This window comes from Kribbella pittospori, assembly GCF_004331465.1.
GTDB lineage: Bacteria > Actinomycetota > Actinomycetes > Propionibacteriales > Kribbellaceae > Kribbella > Kribbella pittospori.
This window is the reverse complement of the sequence record NZ_SJKB01000001.1, coordinates 659,033-677,503: the sequence shown is the minus strand read 5'-3', so window position 1 is coordinate 677,503 and position 18,471 is coordinate 659,033. Positions and strand designations below refer to the sequence as shown.

The 18,471-nt window shown below is 68.7% G+C and carries 17 protein-coding genes; 3 read left to right on the top strand and 14 right to left on the bottom strand.

All coding sequences use genetic code 11. The features are described 5' to 3' along the window. Genes gmd through E0H73_RS03110 form a run of 3 tightly spaced genes read right to left on the bottom strand, consistent with a single transcriptional unit; the run spans position 1 to position 3,400 of the window. A complete protein-coding gene (gmd, locus tag E0H73_RS03120) occupies positions 1 to 984 on the bottom strand; it encodes a GDP-mannose 4,6-dehydratase (protein ID WP_131350875.1) in 984 nt (327 codons plus the stop codon). Beyond that, the gene (locus tag E0H73_RS03115; protein WP_131350872.1) at positions 981 to 1,910 is read right to left on the bottom strand and encodes a GDP-L-fucose synthase family protein; all 930 of its coding nucleotides are present in this window, start codon (positions 1,908 to 1,910) and stop codon (positions 981 to 983) included. Before E0H73_RS03115 ends, gmd begins: the two co-directional genes overlap by 4 nt. Then, positions 1,910 to 3,400, bottom strand: a complete 1,491-nt coding sequence (locus tag E0H73_RS03110) for a sugar transferase (RefSeq protein ID WP_238163775.1) — start codon at positions 3,398 to 3,400, stop codon at positions 1,910 to 1,912. The genes E0H73_RS03115 and E0H73_RS03110 overlap by 1 nt, the downstream gene beginning before the upstream one ends. A gap of 264 nt (positions 3,401 to 3,664) precedes the next feature. Between E0H73_RS03110 and E0H73_RS03105 the strand changes: the two genes are divergently transcribed. Next, positions 3,665 to 4,348 (top strand): phosphatase PAP2 family protein, encoded by a 684-nt coding sequence (locus E0H73_RS03105; protein WP_131350866.1) that lies wholly within the window; start codon positions 3,665 to 3,667, stop codon positions 4,346 to 4,348. A gap of 15 nt (positions 4,349 to 4,363) precedes the next feature. Here the strand turns inward: E0H73_RS03105 and E0H73_RS03100 are convergent, their stop codons facing one another. Genes E0H73_RS03100 through E0H73_RS03050 form a run of 11 tightly spaced genes read right to left on the bottom strand, consistent with a single transcriptional unit; the run spans position 4,364 to position 15,724 of the window. Continuing rightward, positions 4,364 to 5,257, bottom strand: a complete 894-nt coding sequence (locus E0H73_RS03100) for a phytanoyl-CoA dioxygenase family protein (RefSeq protein ID WP_131350864.1) — start codon at positions 5,255 to 5,257, stop codon at positions 4,364 to 4,366. A 54-nt stretch (positions 5,258 to 5,311) separates the two neighbouring features. Beyond that, positions 5,312 to 6,637 (bottom strand): glutamate-1-semialdehyde 2,1-aminomutase, encoded by a 1,326-nt coding sequence (locus tag E0H73_RS03095; protein WP_131350862.1) that lies wholly within the window; start codon positions 6,635 to 6,637, stop codon positions 5,312 to 5,314. Beyond that, the gene (locus tag E0H73_RS03090) at positions 6,634 to 7,182 is read right to left on the bottom strand and encodes a dTDP-4-dehydrorhamnose 3,5-epimerase family protein (RefSeq protein WP_131350859.1); all 549 of its coding nucleotides are present in this window, start codon (positions 7,180 to 7,182) and stop codon (positions 6,634 to 6,636) included. The genes E0H73_RS03095 and E0H73_RS03090 overlap by 4 nt, the downstream gene beginning before the upstream one ends. Before the next feature lie 8 nt (positions 7,183 to 7,190). Then, the gene (locus tag E0H73_RS03085; protein WP_131350856.1) at positions 7,191 to 8,444 is read right to left on the bottom strand and encodes a polysaccharide pyruvyl transferase family protein; all 1,254 of its coding nucleotides are present in this window, start codon (positions 8,442 to 8,444) and stop codon (positions 7,191 to 7,193) included. Further along, the gene (locus E0H73_RS03080; RefSeq protein ID WP_131350853.1) at positions 8,441 to 9,391 is read right to left on the bottom strand and encodes a glycosyltransferase family 2 protein; all 951 of its coding nucleotides are present in this window, start codon (positions 9,389 to 9,391) and stop codon (positions 8,441 to 8,443) included. Before E0H73_RS03080 ends, E0H73_RS03085 begins: the two co-directional genes overlap by 4 nt. Beyond that, positions 9,388 to 10,698, bottom strand: a complete 1,311-nt coding sequence (locus E0H73_RS03075; protein WP_202867177.1) for an MATE family efflux transporter — start codon at positions 10,696 to 10,698, stop codon at positions 9,388 to 9,390. The genes E0H73_RS03080 and E0H73_RS03075 overlap by 4 nt, the downstream gene beginning before the upstream one ends. 1 nt (position 10,699) lies before the next feature. Beyond that, positions 10,700 to 11,821 carry a class I SAM-dependent methyltransferase gene (locus E0H73_RS03070; RefSeq protein ID WP_165555470.1) on the bottom strand — a complete coding sequence of 374 codons (1,122 nt, stop codon included), beginning with the start codon at positions 11,819 to 11,821 and terminating at the stop codon, positions 10,700 to 10,702. A gap of 14 nt (positions 11,822 to 11,835) precedes the next feature. Beyond that, positions 11,836 to 12,501: a PIG-L deacetylase family protein gene (locus E0H73_RS03065; RefSeq protein ID WP_131350847.1), complete on the bottom strand. Its 666-nt coding sequence runs from the start codon at positions 12,499 to 12,501 to the stop codon at positions 11,836 to 11,838. Then, positions 12,501 to 13,367, bottom strand: a complete 867-nt coding sequence (locus E0H73_RS03060) for a sugar phosphate nucleotidyltransferase (protein ID WP_131350844.1) — start codon at positions 13,365 to 13,367, stop codon at positions 12,501 to 12,503. The genes E0H73_RS03065 and E0H73_RS03060 overlap by 1 nt, the downstream gene beginning before the upstream one ends. Before the next feature lie 48 nt (positions 13,368 to 13,415). Continuing rightward, complete coding sequence (locus E0H73_RS03055; RefSeq protein WP_131350841.1) at positions 13,416 to 14,648, bottom strand: class I SAM-dependent methyltransferase; 1,233 nt, start codon at positions 14,646 to 14,648, stop codon at positions 13,416 to 13,418. Next, complete coding sequence (locus E0H73_RS03050) at positions 14,648 to 15,724, bottom strand: NAD-dependent epimerase/dehydratase family protein (RefSeq protein ID WP_131350838.1); 1,077 nt, start codon at positions 15,722 to 15,724, stop codon at positions 14,648 to 14,650. The genes E0H73_RS03055 and E0H73_RS03050 overlap by 1 nt, the downstream gene beginning before the upstream one ends. Positions 15,725 to 15,898: 174 nt before the next feature. Between E0H73_RS03050 and E0H73_RS03045 the strand changes: the two genes are divergently transcribed. Both E0H73_RS03045 and E0H73_RS03040 read left to right on the top strand, forming a co-directional pair. After that, positions 15,899 to 17,239, top strand: a complete 1,341-nt coding sequence (locus E0H73_RS03045; protein WP_131350835.1) for a UDP-glucose dehydrogenase family protein — start codon at positions 15,899 to 15,901, stop codon at positions 17,237 to 17,239. After that, positions 17,236 to 18,471 (top strand): glycosyltransferase family 4 protein, encoded by a 1,236-nt coding sequence (locus tag E0H73_RS03040; RefSeq protein ID WP_202867176.1) that lies wholly within the window; start codon positions 17,236 to 17,238, stop codon positions 18,469 to 18,471. The genes E0H73_RS03045 and E0H73_RS03040 overlap by 4 nt, the downstream gene beginning before the upstream one ends.

The following is an 18,471-nucleotide window of genomic DNA, read 5'->3' as shown; positions in this document are numbered from 1 at the left end:
TCAGTCCTCGCGGGTCAGCGCGGCCAGGTCCGCGTCGACCATGATCCGGACCAGCTCGGGCACATGCACCTGGGCTTTCCACCCGAGCTCGGTCGTGGCTTTGGACGCGTCCCCGATCAGCGAGTCCACTTCCGTCGGACGCTCGTACCGCGCGTCGTGGTCGACGTACTTCTCCCAGTCCAGTCCGACGTGGTCGAACGCGAACATGACGAAGTCCCGGACCGAGTACGACGTACCGGTCGCGATCACGTAGTCGGCCGGGGTGTCGTGCTGCAGCATCCGCCACATGCCCTCGACGTACTCCGGCGCGTAGCCCCAGTCGCGGCAGGCCTCCAGGTTGCCCAGGTACACCCGCTGCTCCAGGCCGAGCTTGATCCGGGCCACCGCGCGGGAGATCTTCCGGGTCACGAACGTCTCACCGCGACGCGGGCTCTCGTGGTTGAACAGGATCCCGTTCACCGCGAACATGTCGTACGCCTCGCGGTAGTTCCGGGTCATCCAGTAGCTGTAGAGCTTGGCCGCGCCGTACGGCGACCGCGGGTAGAACGGGGTGTCCTCGTTCTGCGGCGGCGGCGTCGCACCGAACATCTCCGACGACGACGCCTGGTAGAACCGGCAGTCCAGCCCGATCATCCGGATCGCCTCGAGCAGCCGCGTGGTCCCCATCCCGGTGGTGTCACCGGTGTACTCCGGCTCGTCGAAACTGACCCGGACGTGGCTCTGCGCGGCCAGGTGGTAGACCTCGCTCGGCTGGATCGACGCCAGCAGCGTGACCAAGCGCGACCCGTCGGTCAGATCGCCGTAGTGCAGGAACAGCCGCTTGTCCTTGGCGTGCGGATCCTCGTACAGGTGGTCGATCCGGCGCGTGTTGAACGTCGATGCCCGCCGGATCAGGCCGTGGACCTCGTAGCCCTTGGCCAGCAGCAGCTCCGCCAGGTACGACCCGTCCTGCCCGGTGATCCCGGTGACGAACGCCTTCTTCATGAGGTCTGCTCCTGATACCAGGCGTAGGTGGCCGCGACGCCTTCCTCCAGCCCGATCGACGGCTTCCAGCCGAGCGCCCGCAACCGGCTCACGTCGAGCAACTTGCGCGGCGTACCGTCCGGCTTGGACAGATCGTTGCTGATGGCACCGGTATAGCCGACCACCCGGGCCACCAGCTCGGCCAGCTCGCGGATCGTCACGTCCTCGCCGACGCCGACGTTGATCGGCTCCGGCTCGTCGTAGTGCTCCAGCAGGTGCAGGCACGCGTCGGCCAGGTCGTCGACATGCAGGAACTCCCGCCGCGGCGTCCCGCTCCCCCACAGCACGACCTCGGCGGCATCGGTACGACGGGCGTCGTCGAACCGCCGGATCAACGCGGGCAGCACATGCGAGCTGGTCAGGTCGAAGTTGTCGTTCGGCCCGTAGAGGTTGGTCGGCATCGCCGAGATCCAGCGCAGCCCGTACTGGCGGCGGACCGCCTGGACCTGCATGATGCCGGCGATCTTGGCGATCGCGTACGCGTCGTTGGTCGGCTCCAGCTCACCGGTCAGCAGGCTCGACTCGCGGATCGGCTGGTCGGCGTACTTCGGGTAGATGCAGGACGAGCCGAGGAACAGCAGGCGCGGCGTGCGGACGTCGAGGGCGGCATCCATCAGGTTCACCTGGATGCGCAGGTTGTCGCTGAGGAACTCGGTCGGGTGGTCGCGGTTCGCGAGGATGCCGCCGACGCGGGCCGCCGCGTCGATCACCACGGCCGGCCGGTGGTGGGCCAGGAACGCGAACGTCGCGGCCCGGTCGCGCAGGTCCAGCTCCGCCGACGATGCGCCGATCAGTTGGGTGAAGCCGGCCGCTTCCAGCCGTCGCCAGATCGCGGATCCGACCAGGCCGCGGTGGCCCGCGACGTACACCGGTGCTTTCAGGTCCATCAGTACGCTCCTGCGCCGTAGATCACCGCGCGCACGGTCTTCCAGAGAATCAGCAGGTCCAGCGTCATCGACCAGTTGTCGACGTACCGCAGGTCGAGCCGGACCGACTCGTCCCAGGACAGGTCGCTGCGGCCGCTGACCTGCCACAGTCCCGTGATGCCGGGCTTGACGAGCATCCGCCGGGAGTCGTCGGCAGCGTACAGTGCGACCTCCTCCGACAGCGGAGGGCGGGGGCCGACCAGGGACATGTCGCCGCGCACCACGTTGAACAACTGCGGGAGTTCGTCGAGCGAGAAGCGGCGGATCCACCGTCCGAACGGGGTCATCCGCGGGTCGTCGCGCATCTTGAAGATCACGCCGTTGCCGTCGCTCAGGGCGAACAGGTCACCCAGCCGCTGCTCGGCGTCGGCGTACATGCTGCGGAACTTCAGCATGGTGAACTCGGCGCCGCCACGGCCGACCCGCTGCTGACGGAACAGCACGGGTCCGGTGCTGGTCAGCCGGACGGCGACCGCGAGACCGATCAGCACCGGCGCCAGCAGGACGATCATCCCGAGCGCGAGGATTCGGTCGAAGACCGCCTTCATCAGGTGCGGTCCGCCGCTGACCGACGGCCGCTCCAGGTGCAGCAAGGACAGACCGGCGACCGGCCGGACCGAGATGCGCGGACCGGCCACCTCGATGATGCCGGGCGAGACGATCAGCTCGATACCGCGCTGCTCCAAGGCCCACGAGAGCCGGCGCAACGACTGCCCCGCGAGCTCAGGCTCGGTGGCGATCGCGACGACCTCGACCGCGTGCCGGTCCGCGGCGGCCAGGATGTCCGGCTCGTCCAGCTCCTCCGGCGGCATCGGCCCGGTCCCGTGCTGGTCACCGCGCGGACGGCAGGTCGCCACGACGCGGAAGCCGTCCGTCGGACGGCTCTCCAAGTGCTCACAAAGTGTTGCGGCCGGGCCACTTCGCCCGACCACAAGAACCCGATGCATGCAGCGGCCTCTGACCCGGTGCCGGTGCAGGTCCTTGCGCAGCGCGTACCGCAGTACCAACGCGGAGCCGACCATCACCGGAATCGCGAGTACGACGAAGCCGCGCGCGATCTCGGTCTTGGTCACGTACGCCGCCATTGCCACGGCTGCGGTGAGGCCGACACCGGATCGCAGCAGCGACCGGAACTCGTCCGGTCCGGCGCCGAAGTACCGAGGGTCGTAGCCCTTGGACATGGCCACCGCGCCGACCCAGGCCAGCGGGAGCACGCTGCTGACGATCAGATAACCGCTGCCGACGTGGTAGCCGAACCGGGTCAGCAGCGCGATGGAGACGCCGAGCATGGCCGCGAGCAGGTCACCGCCGACGGCGGCCCAGCGGTACACACCGACCCAGCGCGGCTCCGTCGACCGCGACGGGAGCGGGACGATCGCCGGCACCTCGTGCGGAAGCACCCACAGCGGACGACGGCCGTCAACCGCATCCGGCGCCTCTGCTCCGCTCACAACGGCCCCTTGCTCCAAGCTGCAAGTGCTCGAACACGGTACGTGTTCGTCGCAGCGTGCAGTCTGCCATCAACACTGTCCACCGGAGATCGCCACCCACGGTGACGACAAAACATGCGTGCCCCACATCCCCAGAAATTCACCCGCCCGTCGGCGGTGCGACATCGCAGAGTACTACGACCCGGGGCCGTCGGCGACGGCGGCTCGGCAACCCTTGGATAGAATTTGCGTCGGGGTGCGGGACTGGTGGGGTGGGGGTAGGAAATGGCGTCGCAGGATGCTGTTCGGCCGCGTGCGGCCATGCGGCCGGCCTTGGTGCCGGCAGTCCGTGGGCCGGCCGTCGTACTGGCGGCTGTCGGGGCGGTGCTGTGGATCGTCCCGGCCGTGCTGTTCGCCGGTGACACCGGCCCGAGCCGGCTGGATGTCCGGGTGCAGAACCTGGTCGACGACTCGCCCGCGGGGGCGTGGAATCTCGTCCGCGCGATGGACTGGCTCGGCGAGCCTGCCGGCCGGGTCGTCCTGGTGCTCGCCACCGCCGCGCTCTGCCTGATCGCCGGACGCCAGGCTCTGGCGATCGCCGCCGTCCTCGGCATCGTGACGACCAGCGTGCTCACGACGGCGCTCAAACCCCTGGTGAACCGCCGGATCCACGACGACTTCCTGTCCTATCCCAGCGGACATGTCGCCGCGGCCACAGCGGCGGCGATGGTGATCGGCCTGCTCCTGGCCGACCTGCTGCGCACCGGCCGGATCGCGGGTACGGCGATCCTGCTCGCCGTCACGATCATCGGCGGTGGTCTCAGCGCCTTCGCCCAGATCCACCTGACCGCCCACTACCCCACCGACACGCTGGGCGGCTTCGGCTGCGGCCTCTTCGTGATCCCGCCGACGGCGCTGGTGATGAATCGGCTCGCCCGGATGCGAGCGGCCCGGCCGGCGTCGGAATGACGCCGGCCGGAGCTGTCACGCGATCGCGTGGCTCGGCGTGTCGTACTCCCCGACGACGTCGGCCGGGATGTGCTCCAGGTCGCTGACCCGGAGGTAGTCGCCCATCGTCGTACCGGTGCATTCCGAGTCGACGTTCGGCGCCGACCGTCGGTCCATCGCGTCGCCCAGGTGCACGGTGCGCAGGTCGATACTGAATCGCGTCCGGCCTGACGTGTTCGGCACGCTGGAGTGCAACTGCGCACCGGAGAACAAGATGATGCCGCCCGGCTTGCAGATCGGCCGGATCTGCGGCACCAGTTCCACCTCTTCCTCCGGCACCGGCTGGACCCGGGTGTCGGTGCCGATCTGGGTCGCGGCGATCTTGCGGCTGGTCGCGTTCCACTCCGCGTAGTTGTAGACCCGGGAGCTGTTCTTGACCGGCGTCTGCCAGTACTTCGGATGGAAGGCGAGCCCGTTCTCCGCGGTGATCGGGAAGATCGGCAGCCACCAGTTGAGCTGGAAGTGCGGTGCCGAGTACCAGGTGTCGCGGTGCGGATGGAAGGCGAACGCGATCCCGGTGGTCAGGTAGTCGTTCGACGTCGAACTCCGCATCCGCGGTACGTCGAAGTAGACCTGCTCGGTGTCGCAACCGAAGTCGGCCAGCATCTCCTGGATCAGCCGCTTCGACTCCGGGTGATGGATGAAGCGCGGCTTGAGTTCGGCCAGCAGCGCCGCGTAGTCCTCGACGGCCATGTCGAACTGCGCCGTCTCCGGATCCAGCGGTGCGAACGCCGCCCGGGCCATCTCACCGGCGAACTCGGTGAGGGCCAGAGTGGACGGCCGTGGTGAGTAGACGAACAGGTCGCCGTCGTACAACTTCTGCCTGCGTTCGTCGTCGCCGAACTCGGCGTCGACATAGATGGAATGCATGATGGAACCCCCCTCTTACGGAGCCGGCCCCGCGCCGGCCCTTCGCCGAACCGTCTACACGAAGCGGCGGAACACCGGTTTGACCGGACGTCCGCCCGTCCACCCCCTCGGGTCGTCGGCGTCGAGCGCCTTGCGGTAGACGACACATGCCTGCGCGACCGCCTCGACCGTGCGGGCGATGTCCTCGTCGGTCAGGGCCGCGCTCACGACGAACGACGGACCGACCACCCCACCGAGGATCAGCTCGCGCAGGAACAGCGTCCGGTACTCCTGGGACGGCTGCAGGTCCTGGTCGAGGGTCGCGAAGACCAAATTGCTGGCGCGGCCGCGGGTCACCACGTGATCGCCGACACCGGCCGCCTCGGCCACCTCGCGGACGCCGCCGGCCAGCCGGTCGCCCAACGCGTGCAGCCGGGCTGCGATGCCTTCCTTCTCGTAGGTGTCCAGCACCGCCATCGCCGCGGCCAGCGAGTGGCTCTCGGCGCCGTGCGTGGTGGAGAGCAGGAAGACCCGCTCGCGGTCGTCGCGCAGGCCACCCCGCTCCATGAACTCGCGCTTCCCGGCCAGTGCCGAGATCGCGAAGCCGTTGCCGAGGGCCTTGCCGAACGTCGAGAGGTCGGGCGTGACGCCGTACACGGCCTGCGCTCCGGCCTCCGACCAGCGGAAGCCGGTGATCATCTCGTCGAAGATCAGCAGGCAGCCGTGCCGGTGGGCGAGGTCCCGCAGTCCGGCCAGGTAGCCGTCCGGCGGGTCGTGCTGGGTGGCCGCCTCCAGGATCAGGCAGCTGACCTGTCCTTCGTGCTCTTCCAGCAGCCGCTCGGTCGCGGGCAGATCGCCGTACGGGAAGCGGACCGTCAGGTCTGCGGTCGAACCGGGGATGCCGGCGGACATTGCCGTGGTCGAGATGAACCAGTCGTCGATCGAGAAGAACGGCTGGTCCTGGCAGATCGCCACCAGCGGCCGGCCGGTGGCGGCCCTGGCCAGCTTGACGGCGGCAGTGGTCACGTCCGAGCCGTTCTTGGCGAACTTCACCATGTCGGCCGTCTGCACAGTGGCCAGGAAACGTTCCGCGGCATCGAGCTCGATCACACTCGGCCGGACGAAGTTCGTCCCCAGGCCGAGCTGGCCACGGACCGCTTCCAGCACCGCCGGGTGCGCGTGTCCGAGGCTGACCGCGCGCAGACCGGATCCGTACTCGATGTACTCGTTGCCGTCGGCATCCCACACGTGGGCGCCACGGCCATGCGTCATCACCGGGGCCATGTTCTCCGGGTACTGGTCCAGGCCTTTGGCGTAGGTGTGCGCGCCACCCGGTACGACGTCCTGCAATCGTGCGTTCAGCTCGGTCGAACGGCCGAACGACTTCTCCGTCGGTGTCATGTCAGCCTCCTGCTGGCCTCCGCCAGCGACGGTGCGGCCTTGTCCCGCTCGGACATCAGTGTGACCGGCAGCGGCCACTCGATGCCCAGACCCGGGTCGTCGAACGCGATCGACACGTCCTCCCTCGGGTCGTGTGCCCGGTCGATCCGGTACGACACGTCGGCCGGATCGGTCAGAGCCTGGAAGCCATGCGCGCAGCCGGCCGGGACGTACACGGTGATCTGGTTCTCGCCGGTCAGATCGAAGTACTCCGTGTTCCGGTACGTCGGTGAGTCCGGCCGCAGATCGACCACCACGTCGAGCACGGCACCGGACGAGCAGCGCACCAGCTTGGCCTCCCCGGCCCCGGACCGGACGTGCATGCCACGGACGACACCCTTGACCGAGCGGGAGATGCTGTCCTGCTCGAACGCGTCGGGATCGAGCCCGGCCGCGGCGACCACCGCGCGGTCGAAGGTGCGGCAGAAGAAGCCGCGCTCGTCCACGTAGGGCGAAGGCAGGAACAGCAGCGCACCGGCGATCCTCGGAACCTGCATGACGTCCATCGATCCTCCTACTGGTCGCTGCCCGTGGCCACCGGCCGTCCGGCGCCGAAGAACCGGTCGGACAGTACGGCGAACTGCTGCTCGAGCTGCTCGGCGTACTCGGCGTTCTTCTCCTGCATGACGGCCTCGAGGCCGCCCGCACGCGCCTCGAGCGCCCGCAGCTGGTCCATCAGCCGGGTCACGTCGAGGTCCTTGATCGGCTGCCGGAACTCGGCCAGCCGCATCCCCTCCATCAGGATGTCGTTCTTGACCGCGTAGCTGACCGAGATGGTCGGCTTCGACAGCTTCAGTGCCGACTGCACGTTGTGGTAGCGCGAGGCAACGACCAGATCGACACCGGCCAGTTGCTCCATCAGTTCGCCGAGCGAGTCCGCGGGTTCGCGCACCAGTCGCTGGTCGACCAGGTCCGGCCGGGTCCGTCGCAGGTCGTCGGAGATCGCGGCGACGACGGCCTCGTCGGCCGGGTCGCCGGTGACGAGCCGGATCCGGTAGCCCTCGTCGACGACCTGGCGGGCGAACTCGACGATCTTGCCGACGTACTCGGTGTAGATCTCGTCCGACCGGGACCGGTCGGTCGAAGCGCCGTGGTACTCCATCACGCCGAGGCCGATGGTCCGGCGCGGATCGCGCGACTCCGGTTCCTTGGGTTCCGGCAGCGCGAACGCGAGGTCCGGGTAGACCGCGTCGTTGCTGGTGTCCAGCCCCATCTGCCGCATCGCGTCGCGCGAGTAACTGTCCCGATAGGACCGGTACGTCGCCATCCGCGCGGCGTTCCTGAACAGGTACCGGATCGACCGTTCGCGCGCGTAGTTCGCGCCGATGCTGACGAAAGCGACCTGCGCTCCGACCATCCGGGCTGACAGGCACATCAGGAACATCGCGTACGGGAAGCCCCACGGGTTCAGCTCGAGCGTCGTCTCCAGCACGCCCATACCCGGCACGATGATCAGGTCGTAGCGGCGCAGCAGCAACGGCATCCGGACCAGGTCGGCGAACTTGCCGAAGACCTTGCGGGCGATCGTGGTCACCCGGGACCGGCCGGGGCCGTGGGCCTGGAACCAGGTCATCGCCGTCGCCGGGATGCCGTACTGCCGCTCCAGCGTCTCCGGGCCGGAGCAGACGCAGCTGATCTCCGCCTCCGGGTGGTCGCGCCGGAGGAACCACAGCATCGCGTCGAGCGACCCGTGGTTGCCCAGGTTGCCCGATCCCAGCAGGCCGAAGATGGCGATCCGCGGCGGCCTGCCTGCAACGGCGGCGCTCATCCCTGTGCGACCCTCCTCTGACCGGCCACCGCCGAGCTCTCCGGAATCGACATCGGTGCGCTCGGCGGCGCGCTGTCCTCGATCCGCTGCTTGGATCCGGGCTTGGCCCGGCTGGCCATCCAGCGGATCAGCTGGGCGTAGCACCCACGCCGCTCCGCGGACGACAACGGCGCCCGGCGGATCGCACCGACGAAGCCACCGATGTACTCGGCGAGCAGCCGGACGGTCGGATGCCGCAGCCGGCTGGCCCGCCGCGGCTCCATGTTCGCGGAGCGGGACCGGATGGTCGGCTTGGCCCGCTCGGCCCGGTCCGGGTGGTCCCGGCGGAAGAACAGCAACTCGGGCACCTGGTAGAACCGGCCGTGCAACGCCAGTTCGGCGATGATCGTCCGGTCCGAGTGGTGGTAGCTCCCGTTCAGCGGCGTACGGCGCAACACGTCGGAGCGCATCACGCCGTAGAAGTCGTCGCCGCCGACCGCGAACAGCTGGCTGCGGAACCGCTCGACCGGGCTCGGGTCGTCGGTGGCCAGCGGGTAGTCGACCTTCAGCACGATGTCGCCGTTGCCGTCGATGATCGCCTGGTGGGCGTGCGCCAGCACGAGCCCGGGGTCGGCGTCCAGCGCCTCGATACACCGCAGCAGCAGGTCCTGGCCGTACAGGTCGTCGTACGACGCCCACTTGAACAGCTCGCCGCGGGACTGTTCGAAGGTCCAGTTGTGGTTCGGCGTGGCACCGATGTTCACCGGCTGGCGGAAGTAGCTGATCCGCGCGTCCCTCGCCAGGTACTCGCGGCAGATCTCCTCGGTCCGGTCGGTCGACGCGTTGTCCGAGATGATCAGCTCGAAGTCGGTATAGGTCTGTCCCAGCAGGGCGTCCAGGGACTCGGCCAGATACTTCTCCCCGTTGTACACCGGGAGGCCGATGCTCAGCCGTGGTACGGCGTTCATGTGCTCCTCATTTCTGGCATCTCCTGAATCTCCGCGGCCTCGGGGGGCTGGGCGACCTCAACCGGTTCGGCAGCCTCGGCTTCTGGCTGCGCCCACCGCTCGCGGATCCCCACCCCGAAGCTCCACCACCAGACGATCGCGCCGACGAACGTCGCACAGGCCGCTCCCCAGGACGACCCGAGCGCACCGGCGATCGCGGCACCTCCGACACCGCCGATCAGGTATGCCGCCGACGCCCACAGCTGGGCGCGGAGGCTCCTCCTGGCCACGCCGAGGGCACGCAGCCCGGCCGACGCACCGGTGTAGAAGCTGGCGAACATCACCGACAAAGTTGCCGGTAGCAACAGTGTGGACGAGGTCAGCCACACCTCACCGAGCAGCGCGTGGCCCCACTCGTCCGGCAGCAGGAACAACAGCGCCAGGCCCCACGCCAACGCGGCGAAGGCCTGTGCCCCGCCGAGCAGCAGGCAGAACCACGGCAGCGCCCGTGGTCGCCGGCGCAGGACCCGGGCGGCTTCCGGAACCGCCACCAGACCGATCCCGGACAGCACGATGAAGAACGGGCCGAGCATCATCTCCGCGCCGCGGACGGTACCGACCGCGGCGACCCCGGCGAGCGCGCCGAGCCCGTACATCTTGAACTGGTAGGCACCGCTGATGGTCAGGTTCTCCGCCAGGTAGCGCAGCCCGAGATCCCGGTGCTGCCGCAACCAGTCGAGCGCCCTGAACAAGCGCGGTACGACGCCCGCCTGCAGACCACTGACCAGCGCGGCGAACACGCCGGCGGCACCCCAGGCCAGGACGAACCGGATGACACTGGGATCCCGCGAGGCCAGGTAGAGCAGCGGGACGAGCGCGGTGGCCCAGGTGATGTCGGCGATGAACGCCTTGCCACCCTGGCCGGACGCGAAGAACGCGAACCGCCAGCTGTCCTGCAACATCAGGCCCGGGAGCACGATCCCCAGCGCGACGAACGCCGAACCCGGCCGGCCGCCGAGGAGGACGCCGACCACGACACAGATCGTGCCCATGATCAGACCGACCGCGATCGCCATCCCGGTCGAACTTGCCACTGCCTTCCGCCACACCGGCCTGGGCACTCCACTGAACCGCACCGCCAACGGGTCGGTGGCGAGGCCGCGGGAGATGTTCACCACGACCCCATACGTCACCCACGCGAGGCTGAAGGCGCCGAATTCCACGGCACCCAGCGATCGCGCGACGACGATACCGACCACGAAGCTGACCAGGCTGGTCACAGCCTGGTCAGCGAGTCCCCAGGTGAGGCGGCGCAGAACACCTTTCATGTCAGCCCACGACTTCGTGCGGTTCGGGCAGCGGGACCAGGTACGTGGCACCCCGGCCGCCACCGGCTTCGAGTTGGGAGATGACCTCGTCGGCGATGTCCCAGGTCAGTACCAGGACGACATCCGGCCGCGCGGCCCTCAGTTCGTCGATCGGCCGGATCGGGACACCACAGCCCCCGGGAATCCGGCGTCCGTGCTTGCCCGGTGCGGCGTCGACGGTGAACTCCAGCAGGTCGGTCCCGATCTTGCTCAGGTCGAGCAGCACCGGCGCCTTCGACGGAGCACCGTACCCGAGCACTGTGCGCCCGGCGGCCTTGTGCCGGACCAGTTCGTCGTGCAGAGCGCCGGCGGCGTGCCACGCGGCCTCCTGCAGGCTGGCCAGCTGGACTTCCTCGGCGATGCCGGCCGCGTCCTCGTCCTCCAGCAGTACGTCGACCGATGCGTCCGGCTTCGCGTCGTCCGCGTGCCGCAGCATCACCATCAGGCTGCCGCCGAACATGTCGACCTGGCGGACCGACTCGACCGCGAGCCCGTGCAGGGCGGACAGCCGCTTCACCGCTCCGAGCGACAGGTACGACCAGTGACCGTGCCGGATGGTGTCGAACTGGTTGCCGATGAACAGCGGCAGCAGGTGGTGGAACTCCAGCACCAGCAGTCCGCCCGGGGCGAGCCGTTCGGCGCGCAGCCGCAGCATCTCGCCGACCGACGGCTCGTGCGCGATGCCGTGAACATCGACGACCAGGTCGGCGCGTTCGCCGTCACCGGCCAGCCGGCAACCGGCGGCGTACAGGTGCTCGAGCCAGGAGCCACCGTGGTGGCTGGCGAACTCGAAGACCACTCCGCCGGTCAGCTCCGGGTAGTCCCTCAGCAGTTCCTTAACCGACGACTCGGCGTGCGCGATGCTCGTCGCCGACTCCACCGCCAGCGGCGGTTCGGGCAGCTGCGGCTCGACCGGGCCGAGCTGCACCAGCGTGCAGTCCCGGCACAGCCACAGCTCCAGCGGCCAGCGCGGATCGGGCCCCGGCGTGTCCGCCGTCGGGAAGTAGTCGGCACACGGCTGCGCACCGAGATCCACCACGGGTACGACGTTCTCCCCCGCGCACCCACGACACTTGAAGCTCACTTGTTCCCCTCCGGTCACCATGTCAACGTCGCCTTGGCCGTGGTGAACGCTTCGGCGTACCGCGCGCGGCACTCCATCCCGCGCAGCCGGGCCAGTCCGGCGAAGACTTCTTCGTCGAACCAGTCGTGCGGGGCCTGGGACGGGTAGGCCTTGCGCAGCAGGGCGATCTTGTCGCGCAGCTGCTCCTCGGTCAGTTCGACGTACAGCCACGGCCGGCTGATGTCGCCGTCCCACTTGGGGATCTCGTAGTGCAGCACCAGGTGGTCCCGCCAGACCGTCGGCGCCAGCTCGGCGATCAGGCGGTGGTCCTGGTGCGCGTCGGTACGGCTCGGCGCCATCACCAGGTCCGGGCGCCGGCTCGAACCGGTCTGCGCGGCCCGCGCCGTTGCCTCGAGCAACTCCTTGGTCTCGTTCCAGTACGACGGCAGCCGGCCGTCCGGCAGCTCGGCCGAGGTGACGGTCACCTCGCACTCGGGCAGGAACAGCTCCGCCGCGCGGCGGGCCTCGTCCAGCCGGAGTGCGGATCCGGTCGCGATCACGAACTCGGCGGTCAGCTCCGGCACCGACTCGGCCAGCTTCAGCAGCGTGCCGCCGCAGCCGATCTCGATGTCGTCCGGATGGGCGCCGAGGGCAACCAGATGGACCGGCCCGTCGATCAGGCCGAGCTGGAACGGCAGCATCAGATCGCCACCACTACCGGGTCGTCGCCGGCGGATGCGGCCGGAACGTCGAAGCCCTTGTCCATCACCTGGCCACGGTGCGCGCGGGCCTCGTGGCTCCACAGCGCCCACGGCTTCTTGCCGGACCGGTACAACTCCTCGAGCTGGCTGCGCTCCTTGAGGGTGTCCATCGGCGCCCAGAACCCGTGGTGCGGGATGGCCTCGAGCCTGCGCATCGCGGCCAGCCGCGGGAACGCGTCCCCGACCAGGTCCTCGTCCTCGTGCAGGACGTCGAAGATCTCTTTCTTGATGACGAAGTAGCCGCCGTTGATCCACGCGTTCAGGTCGGCCGCCGACCGCAGCCCGGTGACCCGGGCGTCGGTGCCGAACTCGACCACGTGGAAGGACGCCTGCGGCGGCACCGCGAGCAGGCTGGCGGTGATGTCGCTGGTCATCACGTGATCGACGATCTTGTCCATCGGAGCGTCGGTCAGCACGTCGCCGTAGTTGGCCAGGAACGCGTCGTCGTCCTCGAGATAGGGCCGGACCCGGCGCAGCCGCTCACCGATGCTGGTGTCGATCCCGGTGTCGACGAAGGTGATCTTCCACTCGCTGATGTCGGAGTCGAGCAACTGGATCCGCTGCCCGCCCTTCGACATCACGAAGTCGTTGGAGACCGTCTCCTCGTAGCGCAGGAAGTACTCCTTGACCGCGGACCCCCCGAAGCCCAGGCACAGGATGAACTCGGTGTGGCCGAAGTGTGCGTAGTACCGCATCACGTGCCACAGGACCGGCCGGTCGCCGATCGTCATCATCGGTTTCGGTGCGGAGTCCACCCCGCTGCGCATCCGCAGCCCGAACCCCCCACAGAAGATCACGACCTTCATCGCGCTGTTCCTTCCCCCACTGAAGACTTGTCAGATCCCACTTACGATTCAGAGCAGTTCGAGACGCGGGATGGGTACGACGAACTTCGCGCCCCACTCCCGTGCGTAGCCGAGCTGGTGGACGATCTCCTCCCGCAGGTTCCACGGCAGGATCACGATGTAGTCGGGGCGCGTCTCGGCGAGGCGCTCCGGGGCGAAGATCGGGATGTGTGTGCCCGGCAGGAACATGCCGTGCTTGTGCGGGCTGCGGTCGACCGTGTACGGCAGCAGGTCCTCGCGAATGCCGCAGTGGTTCAGCAGCGTGTTGCCCTTGCCGGGTGCGCCGTAGCCGGCCACCGACTTGCCCTCGCGCTGGGCCTGGATCAGGAACTCCAGCAGGTCGGACTTGATCGTGAAGACCTCGGTCGCGAAGCCCAGGTGGCCCTCGACCGTGTGCAGACCCGCGTCCGCCTCGTCCTGCAGGACCTTCCCGACCAGCTCGGTCGGTTCGCCCGCGGTCTCGATCGGCGTCGACATGACCCGCAGCGAACCGCCGTGGCTGGCCAGTTCCTGCACGTCGACGACCTTCAGGCCGGCCTTCTCCAGCGCCAGCGCGGCGGTCTTCAGGCTCAGGTACGAGTAGTGCTCGTGATAGATCGTGTCGTACTGGCGACGCTCGATCAACCGGAGCAGGTGCGGGAACTCCAGCGACACCAGGCCGTCGTCCTTGACCAGCGCGCGCAGGCCCTTGGCGAAGTCGACGATGTCCGGCACGTGCGCGAACACGTTGTTGCCGACGACAAGGTCTGCCTGGCCGTGCCGGGCGGCCGCGTCCTTGCCGGTCTCCTCACCGAGGAAGTAGCTCTCGGTCCGGATGCCCTTCTCGTTGGCGATCGCGGCGATGTTCGCGGCCGGCTCGATGCCGAGCACCGGGATGCCGAGCGCGGTCGCGTGCTGCAGCAGGTAGCCGTCGTTGCTGGCCGCCTCGACGATCAGGCTCTCGGCACCGAGGTCGAGCCGCTCCTGCATGTCGACGACGAACCGGCGGGCGTGCTCCACCCAGCTGGTCGAGTACGACGAGAAGTACAGGTAGTCACTGAACACGTCGTCGGCCGCGACGTACGCCGGCAGCTGGACCAGCAGGCAGTTGTCGCAGATCCGCACGTTCAACGGATAGAAAGTCTCACCGCTGTCGATCTGGTCGGCGCGCAGGAAGCTCTCGCACGGCGGCGACATGCCCAGGTCGACGAACGTCCGCGTCAGTGTCTGGCCACAGAGACGGCAGGCGACTGATTCCCCCATCAGTGCTTCTCCTTGAAGATAGAGTCCCCCGGTCCGGGGAACTGCACGTCGGTCTGGCGGCGCAACTGGTCGTCGACCATGCCTGCGCCGAGCAGCTGCTGGATCCGGCGAAGCCGGACGAACTGGGCGGAGTCGAAGTCCGCCAGCGTCAGGCCGTGCCGCTCGTACGCGCGGGCCAGTTCGTCCACGCCCTTGCGCACAGTCCACGCCAGCTTCAGGTCGGGGAAGGTGTCGTTGAGCTTGCTGAAGTCGACCTTGTAGTTGCGCAGGTCCGGACCGGCGCCGTCGGCGATCGACAGGGTCGAACCGGGCACCGCCTCGCGGACCATCTCGGCGATGTCGCGGACCTGGACCACGTCCTCGGACCGGCCGACGTTGAACGCCTGGTCGTGGATCACCTCGCGTGGCGACTCGAGCACCGTCAGGAAGGCCCGGCTGATGTCCTCGATGTGCACCAGCGGCCGCCACGGCGTCCCGTCGCTCTCCAGCCGCACCTGCCCGGTCGTCATCGCGATCGCGGTCAGGTTGTTCACCACGATGTCGAGCCGCAGCCGGGTGGATGCGCCGTACGCGGTGGCGTTGCGCAGGTACGTCGGGCTGAAGGTGTCGTCGGCAAGCTTCGACAGCTCCTTCTCGGCCAGCGCCTTGGTCTCGCCGTACGGCGTGACCGGGTACATGTCCGCGTCCTCACCGACCGCCTCGGAGCCGGCCGCGCCGTACAGGCTGCAGGATGAGGCGAACAGGAACCGCTCGATGCCGGCGTCCTTGGCCGCCTGGGCCACCTTGAGCGTCCCGTCCAGGTTGACCGAGTACGTGGCGTCGCGGTTCAGATGGCCGAGTGGATCGTTCGACAGCGCGGCCAGACAGACCACGGCGTCGTACCCCTCGAGCTCGGCCGCGGTCACGTCGCGCATGTCCCGCGGTTTCCGGTTCCCGATCGGATCCGGTCCTCCCAGCAGGTCGCACCCCTCGTACAACCCGTTGTCCAGCCCGTCCACCTGATGCCCGGCATCGCGCAGGAACGGCACCATCACAGCGCCGATATATCCCCGGTCCCCGGTGACCAGAACCCTCATCCGTCGCTCCCTCACCCCAGCACTGGTCTGTCGCCCAATACAGATCGGCGACCGGGCCGCCTGATACACGCAATTTCTTCGGGCGGTGTGTATCAAGCGGCGGCCGCGGCTGCTCTTCTCTGCGCTGCTGCCGTACGCGGGGGATGCCCGCGTCATGAGCCTGTGGGGGGCGTTATGAAGGTTGCCGTATTCGGCTTGGGCTATGTGGGGTCAGTGACGGCCGCGTGCCTGGCTGCCAACGGCCACGACGTCTGGGGGGTCGATGTCGATACTGCGAAGGTCGGTCCGATCACCGAGGGACACAGCCCGGTGGTCGAACCGGGCCTGGACGAACTGGTGGCGGACGGGGTCGCCGCGGGAAGACTGCACGCGACCACCGATCCGCGACTCGCGCTGGAACGCGCCGACGTCTCGCTGATCTGTGTGGGGACGCCGTCGACCGCGGCGGGCAGTACCGACCTGACCTACATCCGGCGGGCGGTCCGCGACATCGCCGAGGCGGCGCATGTCGCCGAGCCACCGGAGTCCGGGTTCCACAGCATCGTGGTCCGGAGCACGGTCCCGCCGGGAACCGTGGACGAGGTCGTCGCGCGGGTGCTGGCCGAAGTACCGGCCGCCGAGGGGTTCACCTTCGGTACGGCGATGTGCCCGGAGTTCCTGCGGGAAGGATCCGGGCTGGCCGACTTCTACGATCCACCCTTCGTCGTCGTCGGGACACGCAACGCCAAGGTCGGCACCGCCCTGACCGACCTGTTCGCCTTCATTTTCGAACGGCGCGGCCTGGGGGTCGACGTTCAGGTTGTCGACATCCGGACCGCGGAGGCGCTCAAGTACGCCTGCAACGCGTTCCACGCGACCAAGGTGTCGTTCGCCAACGAAATGGGCCGGATCTTTCGGTACTACGGGGTGGACTCGCGCGAGGTCATGCGGATCTTCGTCCAGGACACCAGCCTCAACATCTCGCCGTACTACCTGCGGCCGGGGTTCGCTTTCGGCGGCTCGTGCCTGCCGAAGGACCTGCGCTCGGTCCTGCACCTGGCCCGGGTCAACGACACTGACCTGCCGCTGCTCGCCGGCACGCTGGCGACCAACGAGCTGACCGTCCGTGACGTCGTCGACCGCGTCGTGGCCGGCCCGGGACGCGAGATCGCACTGCTCGGCCTGAGCTTCAAGCACGCGACCGACGACCTGCGCGAGAGCCCGAGCGTCGAGCTGGCCGAACGGCTGATCGGCAAGGGCTACAACCTGCGCATCTACGACGCGATCGTGAACCCGAGCCGCCTGGTCGGCGCGAACCTGCGGCACGTGACCTCGAAGCTGCCGCACCTGCAGCGGGTGCTGACCGACGACCCGATCGCGGCCCTCGCGGGTGCCGACCTGGCCATCGTGTCGGCCACCGACACCGCCGCGATCGACGCCCTGCTGACCACTCCACCGTCCCGGACCATCGACCTCAGCGGCCGGCTCGGCAACGCCGTCGAGGCGCTGCCCGGATACGAAGGAGTCGGCTGGTGAGCGGTCCGCGCGTACTGATCATCATCCAGAACCTGTGGGTGCCGTTCGACCGCCGGGTCTGGCTGGAATGCCAGGCCCTGATGGCGTCCGGGTACGACGTGACCGTCGTCTGTCCCAAGGGTCCGGGCGACCCGTCGTACCAGGTCATCGACGGGGTGGCCGTGCACCAGTACAAGGCGTACGCGCCCGGCGGCAGCAAGATCGGCTTCGTCTGGGAGTACGCGTACTCGTTCCTGGCGACGCTGCGGCTGGTGCTGCGGGCGCGCAAGGCCGGCACGTTCGACGTACTGCAGGCCTGCAACCCGCCGGACATCTTCTGGCCGATCGCGATGCTGCTGCGCCGGCTGGACCGGACCAAGTTCGTCTTCGACCACCACGACCTGTGCCCGGAGCTGTTCCAGTCCCGCTTCGGCGGTACGACGAGCCTGCCGTACAAGGGACTGCGGTTCCTGGAGCGGATGACGCACCGCAAGGCCGACCACGTGACGTCGACCAACGACTCCTACCGCCGGATCGCGATCACGCGCAGCGGCAAGGCGAACCACGACGTGACCGTGGTCCGCACCGGGCCCGACCCGGACCGGCTGCAGCGCGACCTGTCCGTGGTGGACGACTCGCTGCGTCGCGGTCACCGCTACCTGGTCACCTACATCGGCGTGATGGGTCCGCAGGACGGTGTCGACATCGTCGTGCGCGCGGCGGATCACATTGTCAACAAGCTCGGCCGGACCGACATCGCGTTCACGCTGATGGGTGGCGGTGACTCCTTCGACGACGTCGTCGCGCTGCGGGACGAGCTCGGCCTCGGCGAGCACGTCGAGTTCACCGGCCGGGTGCCGGACGAGACGGTGCGCGCGGTCATGTCGACCGCGGACGCCGGCCTGTCGCCGGACCCGAAGAATCCGCTCAACGACGTGTCGACGATGAACAAGACGATGGAGTACATGGCTTTCGAGCTCCCTGTCGTCGCCTTCGACCTGATCGAGACCAAGGTCTCCGCCGAGGACGCCGCGGTGTACGTCGAGCCGAACGACGTCGCGAAGTACGGGCAGGCGATCGTCGACCTGCTCGACGACGAGGTCCGGCGCCGCCGGATGGGCCGGCTGGGCCGCGAACGGGTCGAGCAGGTGCTCGCCTGGAAGCACCAGCAGAAGGCCTACCTCGGGGTGTACGACGGCCTGACCGGTCACGTCAGCGAGGTCGGCGACGTGGCCCGGGCCACGGGGTCCTGA

Excerpts from the sequence above, each read along its gene's own strand:
- gmd (WP_131350875.1), bottom strand. The coding sequence starts at position 984 with ATGAAGAAGGCGTTCGTCACCGGGATCACCGGGCAGGACGGGTCGTAC.
- E0H73_RS03115 (WP_131350872.1), bottom strand. The coding sequence starts at position 1,910 with ATGGACCTGAAAGCACCGGTGTACGTCGCGGGCCACCGCGGCCTGGTC.
- E0H73_RS03105 (WP_131350866.1), top strand. The coding sequence starts at position 3,665 with ATGGCGTCGCAGGATGCTGTTCGGCCGCGTGCGGCCATGCGGCCGGCC.
- E0H73_RS03100 (WP_131350864.1), bottom strand. The coding sequence starts at position 5,257 with ATGCATTCCATCTATGTCGACGCCGAGTTCGGCGACGACGAACGCAGG.
- E0H73_RS03095 (WP_131350862.1), bottom strand. The coding sequence starts at position 6,637 with ATGACACCGACGGAGAAGTCGTTCGGCCGTTCGACCGAGCTGAACGCA.
- E0H73_RS03090 (WP_131350859.1), bottom strand. The coding sequence starts at position 7,182 with ATGGACGTCATGCAGGTTCCGAGGATCGCCGGTGCGCTGCTGTTCCTG.
- E0H73_RS03085 (WP_131350856.1), bottom strand. The coding sequence starts at position 8,444 with ATGAGCGCCGCCGTTGCAGGCAGGCCGCCGCGGATCGCCATCTTCGGC.
- E0H73_RS03080 (WP_131350853.1), bottom strand. The coding sequence starts at position 9,391 with ATGAACGCCGTACCACGGCTGAGCATCGGCCTCCCGGTGTACAACGGG.
- E0H73_RS03075 (WP_202867177.1), bottom strand. The coding sequence starts at position 10,698 with ATGAAAGGTGTTCTGCGCCGCCTCACCTGGGGACTCGCTGACCAGGCT.
- E0H73_RS03065 (WP_131350847.1), bottom strand. The coding sequence starts at position 12,501 with ATGCTGCCGTTCCAGCTCGGCCTGATCGACGGGCCGGTCCATCTGGTT.
- E0H73_RS03060 (WP_131350844.1), bottom strand. The coding sequence starts at position 13,367 with ATGAAGGTCGTGATCTTCTGTGGGGGGTTCGGGCTGCGGATGCGCAGC.
- E0H73_RS03055 (WP_131350841.1), bottom strand. The coding sequence starts at position 14,648 with ATGGGGGAATCAGTCGCCTGCCGTCTCTGTGGCCAGACACTGACGCGG.
- E0H73_RS03050 (WP_131350838.1), bottom strand. The coding sequence starts at position 15,724 with ATGAGGGTTCTGGTCACCGGGGACCGGGGATATATCGGCGCTGTGATG.
- E0H73_RS03045 (WP_131350835.1), top strand. The coding sequence starts at position 15,899 with ATGAAGGTTGCCGTATTCGGCTTGGGCTATGTGGGGTCAGTGACGGCC.